The sequence below is a fragment of the Trueperaceae bacterium genome (assembly GCA_023954415.1).
In the GTDB taxonomy this organism is placed as follows: Bacteria; Deinococcota; Deinococci; order Deinococcales; family Trueperaceae; genus JAAYYF01.
Genome location: JAMLIB010000002.1, coordinates 272138 through 286873, shown reverse-complemented (window position 1 = coordinate 286873; position 14736 = coordinate 272138). Strand labels below are relative to the sequence as shown.

The 14736-nt window shown below is 72.0% G+C and carries 15 protein-coding genes; 8 read left to right on the top strand and 7 right to left on the bottom strand.

The window, feature by feature from the left end:
* Positions 1-136: 136 nt before the first annotated feature.
* Complete coding sequence (locus M9914_03700) at positions 137-1714, bottom strand: helix-turn-helix domain-containing protein (protein ID MCO5173274.1); 1578 nt, start codon at positions 1712-1714, stop codon at positions 137-139.
* Positions 1715-1804: 90 nt separating this feature from the next.
* On the opposite strand from M9914_03700, the gene M9914_03695 reads away from it, so the two are divergent.
* From M9914_03695 to M9914_03680, 4 genes are all read left to right on the top strand, one after another.
* Entirely contained in the window at positions 1805-2389 is a 585-nt protein-coding gene (locus M9914_03695) for a flavin reductase family protein (GenBank protein ID MCO5173273.1), read from the top strand.
* A 29-nt stretch (positions 2390-2418) separates the two neighbouring features.
* The gene (locus M9914_03690) at positions 2419-3828 is read left to right on the top strand and encodes a dipeptidase (GenBank protein ID MCO5173272.1); all 1410 of its coding nucleotides are present in this window, start codon (positions 2419-2421) and stop codon (positions 3826-3828) included.
* Between the two features lie 13 nt (positions 3829-3841).
* A complete protein-coding gene (gene hpaB / locus M9914_03685) occupies positions 3842-5290 on the top strand; it encodes a 4-hydroxyphenylacetate 3-monooxygenase, oxygenase component (protein ID MCO5173271.1) in 1449 nt (482 codons plus the stop codon).
* 173 nt (positions 5291-5463) lie between these two features.
* Positions 5464-6687, top strand: a complete 1224-nt coding sequence (locus tag M9914_03680) for an ABC transporter substrate-binding protein (GenBank protein ID MCO5173270.1) — start codon at positions 5464-5466, stop codon at positions 6685-6687.
* Positions 6688-6702: 15 nt separating this feature from the next.
* Here M9914_03680 and M9914_03675 read toward each other — a convergent pair whose 3' ends face one another.
* Entirely contained in the window at positions 6703-7209 is a 507-nt protein-coding gene (locus M9914_03675) for a DinB family protein (protein MCO5173269.1), read from the bottom strand.
* 5 nt (positions 7210-7214) lie between these two features.
* Complete coding sequence (locus tag M9914_03670) at positions 7215-8063, bottom strand: deoxyribonuclease IV (protein ID MCO5173268.1); 849 nt, start codon at positions 8061-8063, stop codon at positions 7215-7217.
* Between the two features lie 81 nt (positions 8064-8144).
* On the opposite strand from M9914_03670, the gene nucS reads away from it, so the two are divergent.
* The 4 genes from nucS to M9914_03650 all read left to right on the top strand — a co-directional run bounded on the left by nucS (position 8145) and on the right by M9914_03650 (position 11410).
* A complete protein-coding gene (nucS, locus tag M9914_03665; protein MCO5173267.1) occupies positions 8145-8903 on the top strand; it encodes an endonuclease NucS in 759 nt (252 codons plus the stop codon).
* A gap of 64 nt (positions 8904-8967) precedes the next feature.
* Complete coding sequence (locus M9914_03660) at positions 8968-9972, top strand: hypothetical protein (GenBank protein ID MCO5173266.1); 1005 nt, start codon at positions 8968-8970, stop codon at positions 9970-9972.
* Positions 9969-10436: a septum formation initiator family protein gene (locus M9914_03655; protein ID MCO5173265.1), complete on the top strand. Its 468-nt coding sequence runs from the start codon at positions 9969-9971 to the stop codon at positions 10434-10436. The genes M9914_03660 and M9914_03655 overlap by 4 nt, the downstream gene beginning before the upstream one ends.
* Before the next feature lie 89 nt (positions 10437-10525).
* A complete protein-coding gene (locus M9914_03650) occupies positions 10526-11410 on the top strand; it encodes a hypothetical protein (GenBank protein ID MCO5173264.1) in 885 nt (294 codons plus the stop codon).
* A 64-nt stretch (positions 11411-11474) separates the two neighbouring features.
* On the opposite strand, the gene M9914_03645 is transcribed toward M9914_03650, so the two are convergent.
* The 4 genes from M9914_03645 to M9914_03630 all read right to left on the bottom strand — a co-directional run bounded on the left by M9914_03645 (position 11475) and on the right by M9914_03630 (position 14731).
* Positions 11475-11936, bottom strand: coding sequence for a DUF3208 domain-containing protein (locus tag M9914_03645; protein ID MCO5173263.1), 462 nt, complete (start codon positions 11934-11936; stop codon positions 11475-11477).
* A gap of 35 nt (positions 11937-11971) precedes the next feature.
* Positions 11972-12607, bottom strand: a complete 636-nt coding sequence (locus tag M9914_03640) for an HAD-IA family hydrolase (GenBank protein MCO5173262.1) — start codon at positions 12605-12607, stop codon at positions 11972-11974.
* Positions 12604-13407 (bottom strand): cytochrome c oxidase assembly protein, encoded by an 804-nt coding sequence (locus M9914_03635; GenBank protein MCO5173261.1) that lies wholly within the window; start codon positions 13405-13407, stop codon positions 12604-12606. The genes M9914_03640 and M9914_03635 overlap by 4 nt, the downstream gene beginning before the upstream one ends.
* Before the next feature lie 211 nt (positions 13408-13618).
* Positions 13619-14731, bottom strand: a complete 1113-nt coding sequence (locus M9914_03630) for a cytochrome C oxidase subunit IV family protein (GenBank protein ID MCO5173260.1) — start codon at positions 14729-14731, stop codon at positions 13619-13621.
* Positions 14732-14736: the final 5 nt, after the last annotated feature.

Below are 14736 nucleotides of genomic sequence, written 5' to 3'. Positions count from 1 at the left end.
ACGCGATTGTACGGCGGTGAGCGCGTGGTCCTACCGCGCCTGCCACAGACCGGTGCTGGAACGGGTCCCGGCGGCGGATGGTGGACGGGTTGCCCCGGCGCACTCGCGCCCCGCGGAGCCTCGGAGCGCGCGGCGGTCAGGACTGGTCGACCCCGCGCGTCGCCAGCCAGAGCTTCGCGAGGGTCTCCGGGTCCGTCAGGGACGCCCCGAGCAGCTCCTCGACGCGCTTCAGGCGGTAGCGGAGCGTGTTCACGTGCACGCCGAGCTCCTCCGCGAGGCCCGCGAGGTCGCGCCCCCGCAGGTAAGCCTCGAGCGTGGCGCGCAGCTTGCCGTGCGGGTCGCCGGCGGTGAGCCCGCCCAGCACCGTCTCGCGCAGCGCCCGGAGCTGCTCGGGCGGTTGCCGGCCCAGCAGCTCCGCCACCACGTCGGGCTCGTAGGCCTTCACGCTGCCCGGCGCGGCCCGCTCCAGGGCGGTCGCCGCCCGCCGGTAGGCCTCGGGCGCCGCTACGAGGCCCTCGACCGCCTCGCTGATGCCGAGGCGCGGAGCGCCGCCACGCTCACCGTCACCTCTCGCGCCCCTTCCCTCGCCGCCAGCGAGCCCGGCTTCAGCCAGCGCCAGCAGGAGCGCGGCCGCATGGGGGGAGACCCCGGCGGCGGGGCCGACCGTGTCCGCGAACAGCCATACGACGCGCCCGTCACGCACGTCCGAGAGCGCCGGGACGCCGCGCTGCGCGAAGTGGTCGTCGCCGACCGCGTTGGCCTGAGCGGTCGCCGCCCCGGCGTCCCCGACCGCCACGCGGTACTGGGTCCGTGGGCCGAAGCCGTGCGCGGCTAGGCGAGAGCCTAGACCGGCGGCGGTCGGAGCCGCCAACCAGAGGGCGAGGAGGCCCGCGCGCTCCGCGCGCGCGGTGAGCGCTTCGGCCGCCCTGCGCTCGTACGCCAGGCCGAGCAGCGTGCGGGCGAACTCCGTCCAAGGCCGCGCGTCCCGCCGTCCGTCGGGGAAGGCCAGCAGGACGGCGCGGAGCCTACCTTCGGCGTTCACGCGGTAGAGGAGCGCCTCTCGCCCGTCCAGACGCATGCGGCCCTCCGTCCAGGAGCCGGCCGGGGCGTCCGCCCGCGGCCGCCAACCGCTCGCGCCGGCTCTGGCGACCACCTCGCCGGCGGGGCTCAGCAGCACGAGGTCGGCACCCGTGAGCTCATGGAGGCGCTCCAGGAGACCTCGCTCCGGTTTGACGCCTTCCAACGCGGCGAGCAGGAAGGCTTGCGGCGCGTGGACGGCCGCCGCCGCAGCCGGTGCGGCGCCCAGGAGGCGCAGAGCGGCGGCCTCGACCCGCTCCGGGGCGGTCGCTGGCGGTGCGCTGACGAGGGCGACCCCCGCGGACCGAGCCCGGGCCGCCAGCCCATCGGGGAGGCGCCGGTCGGACGGGGTGAGCGCGTACACGATGGCGGTCGGCCCGGAGCGCACGAGCGGCTCGAACGAGGCGCCGTCCGGCGCCCCGGCGCTCGTCAGGCGCAGGTCGCCGGGCTCGAGCCAGCGCCGGTCCGGCTCTCGCTCCGGCCACCGGACGTCAAGGAACCGGCGGGCGGGATCGCCGCTCACGAGGGTCAGCCCCAGCCGCTGGTCCTCCAGGAGCGCGCTCAACGGAGCCCCCGGTTCCGCTTGGCTGGACGGCGCGCCGGACTGGAAGGGCGAGTCGGGCTCCGGAACGGCCATGCCGGATTGTATCTCCGAACAGTTTTCGCCTGGTGATTGTGTTCCACTACGATTGGCTCGTTGCCGCACAAGGGATAGCCTGATCGTTCGATGATGGTTTCCGATCCGCTCACCGCAAGCAGCGCCGCCGACGAGAGTGGCGGACACCGGCGTGTCGCCCCCGGGCTCACGGTCGGTGAGCTCTCCGGCGCGGCCGTCGGCGGCCGCGAGTTCCGCGCCGCCCTCAGCCGTTTCGCGACCGGCATCACGGTCGTCACCATGCTCGGCACGACGCCGGACGGCGAGGAGCGGCCTTTCGGCATCACGGTCAACGCCTTCCTGTCCTTGTCGCTCGACCCGCCGCTCGTCGCGGTGTCCATCGACAAGCGCGCCAGGGCGCACGCGACCCTGATGGGCGCGACGCGTTTCGGCGTCTCGGTCCTCGCCGCGGACCAGGCGCCCGTCTCGGACCACTTCGCCGGCCGGCCCGTCGAGCCCGTCGGTGTACCGTACGAGGAGTACGACGGCTTCCCCGTCATCCGGGGCGCTATCGCGCAGCTCGTCTTGCGCGCCGAACAGCGCTTCGACGTCGGCGATCACACGCTCTTCGTCGGTAGGGTCGAGGCCCTCCGCTACGCCGACGGCGCGCCGCTCGTCTACTTCGGCAGCGCTTACCGGCGGCTGCCGGAGCCTTGAGCCGGAACCTCGAAAGGGTGGTGTGACCAGTGAGCCAGGCAGTCGAAGAGGCCGTCAAGTCGGCCAAGGCGGGCGCAGCCAGGAACGCCGAGGAGCTGATGGAGTTCGTGCGCGTGCCGAGCGTCTCCACGGCGCCCGAGCACAGGCAGGACATCGACGAGGCCGCCAGCTGGCTGGCGGCGCGCTTCGAGCGCGCCGGAGTGCCGGACGTACGTGTCATGCCGACGAAGGGGCATCCGGTCGTCGTCGCCCGCTGGCACCACGACGAGAACGCGCCTACCGTCATCGTCTACGGCCACTACGACGTGCAGCCGCCCGAGCCGCTCGAGCTGTGGAACTCGCAGCCGTTCGTGCCGGAGATCCGCGAGGGGCGCATCTACGGTCGCGGCGCGAGTGACGACAAGGGCGGCGTCATGATCGCCCTCCACGCCGTCGAGGCGAGCGCGGCGGCCTCCGGCGTGCCGCCCGTGAACGTCACGTTCCTCGTCGAGGGGGAGGAGGAGATCGGCAGCCCGAACCTCGCTCCGTTCCTCGCCGAGAACGCCGAGCTGCTCGCCGCCGACCTCGCCATCAGCGCCGACGGCGGCATCTTCGGGGTGGGCATCCCGTCGGTCACGGTCGGCTCGCGCGGGCTGGCCGGCGTCGAGGTCAGCGTCACGGGCGCCAACGCCGACCTGCACTCAGGCATGTACGGCGGCGCCGTCGCCAACCCGATCATGGCCCTCGCGCGCATCCTCGCGAGCATGCAAGACGCGGACGGGCGTGTCCTCGTGGAAGGGTTCTTCGACGGCATCCCGGAGCTCAGCGCTGAGCTCCGCGGCGCCATCGCGGCCGTACCGGGGGAAGGGAGCGGCGCCGCCGACCTGGGCCTGGACGGCTGGTGGGGCGACCCCGCCTACACGCCGGCGGAGCGCCGCGTGGCGCGGCCGACCCTGGAGGTCAACGGCATGTGGGGCGGCTACCAGGGCGGGGGCATCAAGACCGTGCTCCCCAAGGAGGCGCACGCCAAGATCACGTGCCGCCTCGTGGTCGGGCAGGACCCCGACAAGGTCGTGGCCGCGCTGACGGAGCACATCCGGCGCCACGCGCCCGCCGGCGTGAATGTGAACGTCAAGCCCATGGCCGGCAAGGGCCGCGCCTACCTCATGCCCCTGGACCACCCGGTCCTGGCGATCGCCGGCGAAGCCATGGAGGCGGCGTACGGCAAGCGCCCCTTCCCGACCTTCACGGGCGGGACGGTCCCTGTGGCCGAGCAGTTCGGCAGCGTCCTCGGCATGTGGTGCCTCTACTTCGCGTTCGGCGAGCCGGACAACGGCCTGCACGCGCCCAACGAGTTCTTCCGCCTCTCGGCCATGGAGAAGGGCACCGAGGCCACCGTGCGGCTCCTCTACGCCATCAGGGAGGCCGGCAAGGACGCGGTGCGGGCGCCCCTCGCCTGAGGGCCGACGAGCGGTGCCGGCGCGCGACGGACAACAGTTCCTCGACGGTCTGAGGCGCGACCCGCCCAACCTTTACGTCGACGGCGAGCGCGTCCTCGACCCGACGGCGCATCGGGCCACCGCCGCCGCGGCGCGCGCCATCGCCGACCTGTACGACCTGCAGCAGAGCGCCGACCTCGGCTGCGCGATGACGTTCGCCAGCCCGGCGAGCGGCGCGCAGGTGGGCATGAGCTTCATCGAGCCGCTCACCAAGGACGACCTGCGCGCCCGCGCCCAGATGCACCGCGCATGGGCCCGTTACTCGCTCGGCTTCCTCGGGCGCAGCCCCGACTACCTGAACGTGAACTTGATGGCGTGCGCCCGCGCGGCGCCGTACTTCGCGCGCTGCGGCGAGCGGTTCGGGGAGAACCTGAGGCGCTACTTCGAGCACGTGCGCGAGCACGATCTCTGCCTCACCCACGCCCTCACCGACCCGCAGGTCAACCGCGCCGCGCCGAGCGACCGGTTGCACGACCCGTACATCGCCCTCGGCGTCGTGCGCGAGACGAGCGCAGGCGTCGTCGTGCGCGGCGCGCGCATGCTCGCCACGCTCCCGGTGGCCGACGAGCTCCTGATCATGCCGCCGCCGGCCGGCAGCACCGCCGTCGAGCCTGAGCGCTACGCCCTCGCGTTCGCCGTCCCGTGCTCCACGCCGGGCCTCACGTTCATCGCGCGCGAGCCCCTCGAGGAGCGGCGCAACCTCACCGACCATCCGCTCGGGGCGCGCTTCGACGAGCTCGACGCCTTGGTGACGTTCGACGACGTCCTCGTGCCGTGGGAGCGCGTCTTCCTCCTGGGCGACGCCGACCTGGCCGCCGGCATGTACGGAGCGACCAACGCCGCCTACCAGATGGGCCATCAGGTCCTGAACGTCAAGATCGTCAAGGCGGAGGCGTTCCTGGGCGTGGCGGAGCTCATCGTGGCGGCCATCGGCAGCGGACGCTTCGAGCACGTGCAGCTAAAGCTGGCCGAGCTCGTGACGGTCCTCGAGGTGCTCAAGGCGCTCAAGACGCAGGCCGAGGAGCTCGCCGCTCCGGACGAGTACGGCACGATGACGCCGGACAAGGCGGCGCTGGCCACCGCGAGGGCGTACTTCCCGCAGGTCTACCCACGCCTCGTGGAGGTCTTGCAGCTCCTCGGCGCCAGCGGCCTGATCATGCTGCCGAGCGAACGTGAGCGCCAGGGCCCGATGGCCGACGCCATCGACCGCTACCTGCAGGCGAGCAACCTCGCGGCCGAGGACCGGCTCCGGCTCTTCCGGCTGGCGTGGGACATGAGCATCTCGGCCTTCGGCGGGCGCCAGAACCTCTACGAGAAGTACTTCTTCGGGGACCCGGTCAGGAACCAGGCGGCCCTGCGCCGCGATTACGACACCTCCGGCGCTCGGGCGCTGATAGACGACTTCCTGCGGCGCCGCGGTTGAGTGAGAAAGGCGCGTCCCCGCCGCGCCTGGCGTGCGGCGTTGTGCCCGGGCCGCCCAGGCGGGCTACCCGGGGGCGTTCGCGCCATGGCAACATCGTGGTAGGAACTTAGGCAGTCGCCAATCGTCTCGCAAGAGGTGGGCGCCGAGCCCACCGCCGTCCTCCGGAGGGGACCATGTTTGACATAGTCAGACGCGCCGCCCACATCGCGACAGCCGCCTTCGCACTCTCAGGCCTCGCCGCGCTCGCCCCAGCCGCTTTCCTGCCCGGCCTCGCCCACGCTCAGGAGCAGGTCCTGCGTGTCGGCGCTGTGGTCTCGCGCACCGGCGGCTCGGCCGCCCTCGGCGAGGGCGAAGCCGCCGCCCTCGAGCTCCTGCAGCGCCAGTACGCCGCCGACGGTATCGGCCGGGGCGTCAAGCTGGACATCACCGTCCTCGACGACGGCTCCTCCCTCGACCAGACGATCGCGCACGTCAAGAGCCTACTGAACGAGGGGCGGGTGGACGCCATCATCTGCTGCACGCGCTCCGTAGGCGCCCTCGCCGTCGTCGCGCTCGCCCAGTCGGCGGGCGTGCCGCTCATCAGCCTCGCGGCCGCCGCCCCGATCGCCGAGCCGGCCGAGTCGAGGCGCTGGGTCTTCACCACCGTTCCCACCGATCGCCTCATCCTCTCGGGCGTGGTCGCGGACATGCAAGCGCGCGGCATCAACGAAGTCGTGTTCCTCGGCCTCGCCGACGCGTTCGGCGAGAGCGGCTTGGTCGAGCTTCAGCTCCAGCTCATGAGCACGAACATCCATCTCGACCAGGTCGTGCGCTACGAGGCCGACGCCGAGTCGTACACGGCGCCGGCGCTCGCCGCGCTCCTGTCGCGCCCGCAGGCCGTGCTCGTCTGGGGCATCGTCGACGACTCCGCGCGCATGGTGCGCGAGCTTCGCGACCGCGGCTACGGGGGCGACATCTACGTCAGCCACGGCGTTGGCAACGACCGCTTCATCGAACTGGCCGGCGCCGCGGCAGAGGGTGTGCGGTTGGCCGTCGGCCCGCTGCTCGTCCTCGACGACCTGGCCGCCACGGCCCCGACCCGCGACGTCACGGCGGCGTTCCTTGCGGACTACGAGACCGCGTATCCGGGCACGAGTCCTTCCACCTTCGCCGGTCACGCCTACGATGCCGTCCAGGCCATCGTCTCGGCCGCCCGTTACGTGCAGGATACGGGCCGCCTCGACTTGAGCCACCGCGTCGGCACGCGCGGCGCGCTGCGCGACGCCCTCGAGGCCATGGGACCGTTCGCCGGGATCGGCGGCGTCTTCGACTTCACCGGCACCGACCACCAGGGGCTCGACGCTCGCGCCTACGTGCTGGCCGAGATCCGCGACGGGACGTGGCGGCTGGCGCGCTAGGGCGCGGCGCCCGTCTCAGCCGATCGGGTTGTCCAACCCCGCCGCGCGCCGGTAGAGCATGAGCTGGCCGAGGTGATAGGTCTCGTGCCACAGGAGGAACTCGAAGCGCTGGCCCGCGGTCGTCTTGCCGACTGGCCGCGCCAGGTCCTCGGCGCTCGCGGCCGCCAAGGCCGCGGCCAGGGGCGCTTCCGCCGCCGTGTACGCCGCGATCAGCTCGGCGAGCGCGGCCTCCGGCTCGCCTTCCGGCTTGCTGCCGTAACCGAACGCCTTCCCGAAGGCGGCGTCCTGCATGCGCTCGCCGCCCAGGGTCTCGAGCATGGAGTCGCGGTTGCCGACCAGGTGTCCGACCAGCCACCTGGCGCTGCTTCCGTCCGCCACCAGGGGTTCGCGGGCGGCTGCCTCCGAGAGGCCGGCGGTCAGCTGCAGCACGATGCGGTGGTTGCGCGTGAGCATGCCGCCGAGCGTCGCCTTGAGGGCGTCGACGGCGGCGGGGTCGAGGAGGGTGGCGGTGCTATCCGGCATCTGTTTCACCTCGTGAGGAGCGTGCGTAGCAGCGAGAGGTCGCGTCTATGGCCACCGTCGTCGTCGCCGAGCGGGGTCTCCAGGACCTGGGGCGCATGCGCGAGGCGGGGGTCGTTGATGATGCGAGCGAACGCGTCCTCGCCGATCAACCCGACGCCGATGTTCTCGTGCCGGTCCTTGCGCGAGCCCAGGGGGTGCTTCGAGTCGTTCAGGTGGACGCATCTGAGGCGCGCGAGGCCAAGGTGGCGGTCGAACTCGGCGAGCAGCGCCTCGTGGCCCTCCTCGGTGGAGACGTCGTAGCCGGCGGAGAAGGCGTGGCAGGTGTCGAGGCACACGCCCACCCTGTCCGGTTGGTCGAGGAGAGCGATGATGCCGGCGAGCTCCTCGAACCGCGCTCCGACCGTGCTCCCTTGCCCGGCGGTGTTCTCGAGGAGCAGGAGCGTGTCCACCCCCTCGCTCTCGGCCAGCACCGTGTCCATGTTGCGGGCGATCGCTTCGATGCCGGCCTCGGTGCCGGCGCCGAGGTGGGCGCCGGGGTGGAAGACGAGGCCACCGATGCCGAGGAGGCCGCAGCGAGTGAACTCGTCCTTGAGCCCGGCGCGCGACTTGTCGGCGATCTCCTCGTCCGCCGAGGCGAGGTTGATGAGGTACGCGGCGTGCGCGACCAATGGCCAGCCCGCTTCGAGGCTCCTGGCCCGGAAGCCCTCCACCTCCTGCGGGTCGAGCGGGCGGGCCCGCCACTGGTTGGGGCTCTTGACGAAGACCTGGACGGCGTCACAGCCGATGTCGGCGCCCCGGTCGAACGCCTTGGCCATGCCGCCTGCGGTGGAGACGTGCGCGCCTAGTGATGCCATGAGGGTGAGTGTACAACCCGCCCTGGCCGGCGGCGCCGCTCGGTCCTGCCCGCGCCGCGCGCGGCTGTTACACTCGCGTCCGTGGTCAGGGAGTTGCTCGAGAACCCCACTCCGGACGACCTCGCCGGCTTCCTCGACGAGCACCTGCGGGCGGGGGACGAGCTGGTGCAGGTGGCCGGCGAGTGCGAGGTCCTGTACACCGGTCGCGCCGCCAGTGTGGCGGAGGCGGGCGACTACGTCGTGATCGTCAAGGCCGACGGCAGCGTCCAGGTGCAGGGCCCGCGCGGCGTCAAGCCCGTCAACTGGCAACCGCAGACGGACGAGGTGCGCGTGGCCGTCGAGGACGGGCGCGCCGTGCTGGTCGCCGAGCGCTACAACCCCGCCGAGCTCGTGCGGGTGTCGTTCGAGACGCCCGCCCTGGCCGTCGCCCTCAGGCTGGAGGAGAACGGCAACTTCGTCCTCATGGGTAGCGAGGCCGAGATGCAGCGCGCGCTCGCCCGCGACCCGGACGTCATCGAACCGGGGCTCACCGTCATCGACCTGGAGCTGCCGACCGACGTGGGCGGCATAGACCTCTTCGCGCGGGACAGCCATGGGCGCCTCGTCGTCGTCGAGCTCAAGCGTGGCAAGGCGAACCACGAGGCCGTCCACCAGCTCGACCGTTACGTGCAGAGCGTGAGGGCGCGCTACCCCGGCGAGGTGCGCGGCGTGCTGGCCGCGCCGGCCGTGACGGCGCCGGCGCTGAACCGCCTCGGGGCCTTGGGGCTCGAGTACCGCGAGGTGACGGCGCTGCCCGGTCTGGGCGACGAGGCGGCCAAGCAGCCCGGGCTCTTCGGCTGACGCGCCGGGGCGCATGAAGTTGGTAACGCCGCGCACGCGCCTGACGTCATAGACTGCCTCTCACATGCCGCTATTCCGCAAGGATCCGTTCGGTCGCGCCTGGGTGCTCCTGTCGCCGGAGCGGGGGCTGGAGCCGTCGGCGTTCGGCAGCGTGCCGAGCGCTCCGGAACGTTCGCCGCTCTCGCCGGAGAGCAAGGACAGGGTGGGGCCCGAGATCGCCGCCGTTCGACCGGCCGGCTCGCATAGCGGCGACGCCGGCTGGCGCATCAGGGCCCTCGCGCACCCAGCGCAGCTCGTCAGCTCCCGGCCGACCGAGGTGGACGCGGGGGTCGAGCTCTTCCAGCAGGCCGCTGCCTACGGCCACCACGAGATCATCGTCGAGCACCCGGACGCCAGGCAGCGCCTCGAGACGATGCCGGTGGAACACCTGACGGAGGTGCTCCGCTTCTACCGCGAGCGGATCGCCTTGGCGGCCGCGCGCCCCGGCATCGCTCACGTGCAGCTGACCCGCAACGTCGGCCGGGCGGCGGGTGCGGTCTACGACCACCCGTACGCGCAGCTGCTCGCCGTGCCCGTCACGAACCGGTGGGTCGAGGAGGAGGTGGCCGTCGCGGCGGCGCACCACGCCGCCCACGGACGCTGCCTCTTCTGCCACGTCCTGGAGCGTGAGATCGCGGCGCGTGAGCGCGTCGTCACCCAGAACGACGCCTACGTCGCCATCGCGCCGTTCGCCTCCAAGACGCCTTTCGAGACCTGGATCCTCCCGCGCCATCATGGGAGTTCGTTCGCCACCGTGGCATCCAACACGCTCCCTGCCCTCGCCGAGCTCCTGCGCGCCGTGGTGCGTGCCATCAACGACGCGCTCGACTACCCCCCTTACAACCTCATGCTGCACACCGTGGTCGAGGAGGGGCGGCCCGACTACCACTGGCACCTGGAACTGCTGCCGCGCCTCACCAACCAGGCCGGGTTCGACTGGGGCACGGGCTTCTTCGTCAACCCCACCCTGCCGGAGGACGCCGTGCGCTTCCTGCGCGAGGCGTTGGCCATGCAGGAGGTCCGCGCTTGAGCGACTGGTGGAACGAGCAGGCCGATGCCCGTTCGGACGATGCCGGCCCGGGCGGCGAGGAGCAGGGCGCGACTAGGCCCAGCGGCGAACGGCCGGCCAGGCGCGGGGCCGCGGGGCGGCATGCCGCGGCGGAAGCACCGTTCGGGAGCCATGGGGGCGACGAGCCGCGGCCCCGCCCGCCCGCCCGGCGCAAGCTCAACGTCGTGATCGTCGTCCTGGCCAGCCTTGGCGTGCTTCAGCTCCTCTACCTCAACTACGTCGAGAGCGACCGCATGTTCGTGCTGCGCCGCGAGGTGGCGCGCCTCGAGGCCGACGTGGCGCGGCTGGAGACGGAACGGCACGGTCTCGAGGAGGTGGCGGCCCATGCCGCCGACCCCACCTACCGCGAGGCCCTCGCCAGGAAGCAGGGGTTCATCCTGCCCGACGAGGTCAGGGTCGTCACCGGCGCGGCGGGCGGGCAGTAGGGACCGCCGCGAGCCGGGCCTGAACGGAGCGCGTTCTCGCCGTGTCCAGGTGAGGCGCGGGGAGCCGGTCAGGATGGTGATAATGGACCATGCTCAGGATCGGCTCCATCGTCTGGGGTGTCCGCGACGTCGCGCGCGCCACCCAGTTCTGGTCCGCGGCCCTCGACTACGCCCCGCGGGGCGGCGACTCCCCAGACTGGGTCCTCCTCAAGCCTAGACGCGGCACGGGCGTCCAGCTCGCCCTCCAGGAGGTCCGCGCCGCGGCTCGTGAGCGCAGGCGCCACCATCTGGACCTCTACGCGTTCGACCAGGAGGCCGAGGTGGAGCGCCTCGTCGGCCTCGGCGCCACCAGGGTCGAGTGGCGCTACGAGCCCGATTCCGACTACACCGTGCTGGCGGACCCGGACGGCAACTACTTCTGCGTCATCGCCGCAGGCGAGGTCGCCGCCGACCCCGGGCTGCGCCTCGCCCAGGTACGTTACGTGCCCGACGACGCCGCGCTGCCGGCCCCGGACGCCTTCGCGGACAGGGTGATAAGGGTGCTCCTCTCCCTACAGGAGCGGGAGCTGCGGGCGTTCCTGCCCATCTGGCGCAGGTTCGGCGCGAGCGGCCTCCCGCTGCCCGCCTCGGAGAACGAGGCCTACCGGTCGAACGAGCACCTGCTCCTGCACGTCCTGCAGTCCTCGGGGAGCTACCTCGTGTGGACGTGCCGCCAGCTGGGGCTGCCGGACCCGTCCGTACCCCCCGAGCCCGCGCCTGCCGACGTCGCGGCCCTGGCGGACGACCACGTCGAGCGCCTGCTCGAGCGCTGGCGGGCGGCCCTGAAGGACGTGTCGCTGGCCGGCGTGCGGACCACGGTCTTCACGTCCAACTGGGGCGTCCCCCTGACCATCCCGGCCATGCTCGAGCACGCCGTGGCCCACCCCATGCGGCACGGCTTCCAGTTGGAGGAGCTGCTGGCGCGGCGCGGCTGAGGCCGGCCGGACTCCCAGCGCCGGTCAGTTGCGTTCTTTCGCGCACGTCGTTCTAGCTCGGAGCTCAGTCGACCTCGCGCAGGTCGCTCATCAGCTGCCAGCCGACGCCTTGCGGGGTCGTCTCGAGCCGCTCGCCGAGCCGCTCGGCCATCTCGGCCAGCAGCGCGTCCGGCACCTGCCCCGGTTGGACGATGGCGACCACCGTGAGCTGGTAGACGACCTGCGTGGCGCTCAGCGTGCCGTCGTCGAAGAACGTGAACGGCGCCGCTGGCATGGCGTCGAAGAGGACGTGAACGTCGGGGCCGAGCGCTTCCGGCAGGTAGGCGGCTAGGTCCACGGCCTGGTCGCGCGGATGCCAGACGTAGCCCTGGATGAGCTTGAAGGCGCGGGGGGTGGTGGCCTCCCCCTCCCAGAGGTCGCGGTCGTTGCCGACGCGCTCCGTGTAGCCGCCCTCGGGCTCGCTGCCCGGCCCGGCCGCGGGCGGCTCCGTGCCATCGTCGGCGGGGTCGTCGCCGAACCTGGCCATGCGAGCGCTCCGGGTCTCGAAAGGCTCGGTGCCGCTCATCCGAACCCGGGCGGGAGCGGCAGGTCGGGGAAGAGCGAGTGCCACCGCGCGGCGAAGGAGGGGACCGTGTCGAGGAGCAGCCCGACGAAGCCGAGCCGCTCGCACGCCGCGATGTTGTCGCTGTTGTCGTCGATGAACACGGTGGCGGCCGGTGGCAGCGCGAGCGCCGAACTCAAGGCCGCGAACGCACGCTCGTCCGGCTTACGCACCCCGATCTCGTTCGAGAACACGAAGGCCCTGAGCTTGCGCATGCGCGGGTCGTCGCGCACGACGTCGCAGAGCTCCGGGGAGTTGTTCGAGAGCATGGCGAGCGGTACGTCATCGGGCAAGGAAGCGAGGAGGTCGTACATGGCCTCGCGCTCCCTGACGGCGCCGAGGAAGGTCGCCCTGAACTCCGCCAGCGTCGAGGTGCGGCCCACCGCGGCCTGGAAGCACCGATGGAACTCCGGCATGTCGAACTCGCCGACCTCGAACCCCTCCATGAGCTCCAGGTACACGGGGAGGACGTCGGCCGCGTCGAGCCCGTGCAATTCGGCCAAGCGGGCGTGGGCGCGCGAGTCGAAGGTGCCTTCCGTGAACACGCCGCCCCAGTCGAAGGCGATGGCGCGCAGCGGCTGCGGCAGCCGGGTCATGGCCGCGCCCCGCCCCACCGGTGCTCCTTGTCCTCGACCCAGAACCACTGCAGGAACGTGTAGATGAACGGCAGGCCGAACGCGATGAGCCCGCCGACCTTCATGACGGCGCCGGCCACCTGCTGGTCCTCCATCGGGCTCAGGCCGAAGGCCCGCGTCGGCATGTTGGCGTAGGCGGCGTACAGGACGTCGGGCGAGAAGGTGACGCTGGCGAAGATGGGGAGCTGAGCGACCGGCAGGAGGAAGAGGTAGACGGCGCGCCCGAGGAACGGCGGGCGCGGCAGCTCGGCCAGCGGGCTCATCATGGGCCACCACATCATGAGCGACGCGAACAGCATGATGACGTGGATGGCGTGGTGCAAGGACGTGTTGGCGAGCGCGGCGTCGTAGATGGGCGGCAGGTGGTAGACGGAGAGGACGAGCGTGAAGATGGCGAACGTCGTGATGGGGTTGAGCAGGACCTTGCTGACCGGCAGGGTGGTGCGGTTGGCGAGCGCGGCTTTGAGGAGCCACGGCGGCGTGCCGGCCAGGAGGATGGGCGCGATGGCGTAGGTGAGCAGCAGGTGCTGCACCATGTGCGCGATGAGCAGGTAGCGCTCCGCGAGGTCGTGCAGGGGCGAGCCCTCGTTTAGGAACAGGGCGAGGAGCCCGAGGCCGAAGATTACGGCGTAGCGGGTGGGGTACGGCTCCCCGGGCGCCAGGCGTTTACGCAGCGGTCCTACGCAGAGGTAGTAGGCGACCGCCAGCGCGGCGATCATGCCCAGGAGGACCGGTTCCAGTTGCCAGGATAGGTACAGCACCCCGTCATGCTAAACCGAAACCGCTCGAGGCGCCGCCCGCCGTGGGCGGTCGCCTGGCTGGCCCTTGCGAGCGTCGTCGCCTCGGGCGGTCGTTCCGCGCGGCCCGGCTGGGTAGGGGGACCGGCCGTGGTTGCCGCGAGAAGCCCCGTGAAAGAGGTGTGCCCGCTCCAACTGGAGCGGGCACACCTTGAACAGCCTTAAGGGCCGAGGCTCAGTGGAGGCCGAGCGCCTCCCGCTTGGCGTGCACGTCGCCGGCGCTCAGGCCGTCGGGGCGCCTTGCGGCGATGTCGGCGGCCGTGTACGGCTGGAAGCCGGCGGGCTCGTCGTCCCAGGCCGTGAGGACGTGGTTGAGGGCGTCGGCCAGGTCGGCGTCGGCGAGGTGACCCCACGCCGGCATGACGCCGTTGTAGGTCATGCCGTTGACGTTGATGGCGCCCTGTAGGCCGAAGATGACGGCGTCGGCCAGGTAGTCGCGGCCACCGGCCACCGCATAGACCTCGACGGCGTGGCTCGCGAGGGGTGGGAACGCACCCGGTATGCCCTGACCGGTCATCTGGTGGCACGCCATGCAGTTGGCGTTGAACACTGCGGCGCCGTGGTCCTTGTCCCAGCTGACGGCGGCCGCGGCCGGCTCTTCCGCCGTGGGCGCCTCCGCCTGAGCGGGGGCTTCCTCGGCCTCCTCAGCCGTGGCTTCCTGGGCGGCCGGCTCCTCGGCCTCGGCGGCTTCACCCGCGGCGGACTGCGCCCCGGTGGCCTCCGCGGCCGGCGCTTCCGTGGCCGCGGGCTCCTCGGCGGTGGCAGCTCCGCCCTGCGCCGTGGCGCCCGCAGGCGGAGTGACGCTGTAGGTGGAGGCGTCGTTTGGAGCGGTCGGCGCTTCCACGCTCACGCTCCGATCGGCGACGGCGGGCGTGTCGGCGATCTCGGCCGGCGCGCGCGAAGCGCCACGGGTCTCGACGTTGTCGAGCAGCTCGTGCGGCACGGCGTGGCTCGCTTCCTGCGCCGCGCGGTTGTCCGGCCGCGTCGAGGCGACCGCCTTCGGCAGGATGAACATGGCCGTGAGGCCGACGAACGTCGCCAGGGCTATGAACATGCCGCTCGAGAAGAAGCCGGAGTACGTGCGGTCGTCGTCCTTGAGGTGCATGAAGAACATCACGACCATCACGAACTTGACGATCGACAGCGCCACGAGCAGGAAGATCGTCCAGCCCGACCCCAGCCACGCCTGCGGGTACTCGACGAGCGCGAACTCGACGTAGGTGATGACGCCGAGGATGAGCGCGACGATCACGTAGGTGCTTACGGAGGTGTGCTTGCCTTCAGACATTCTCT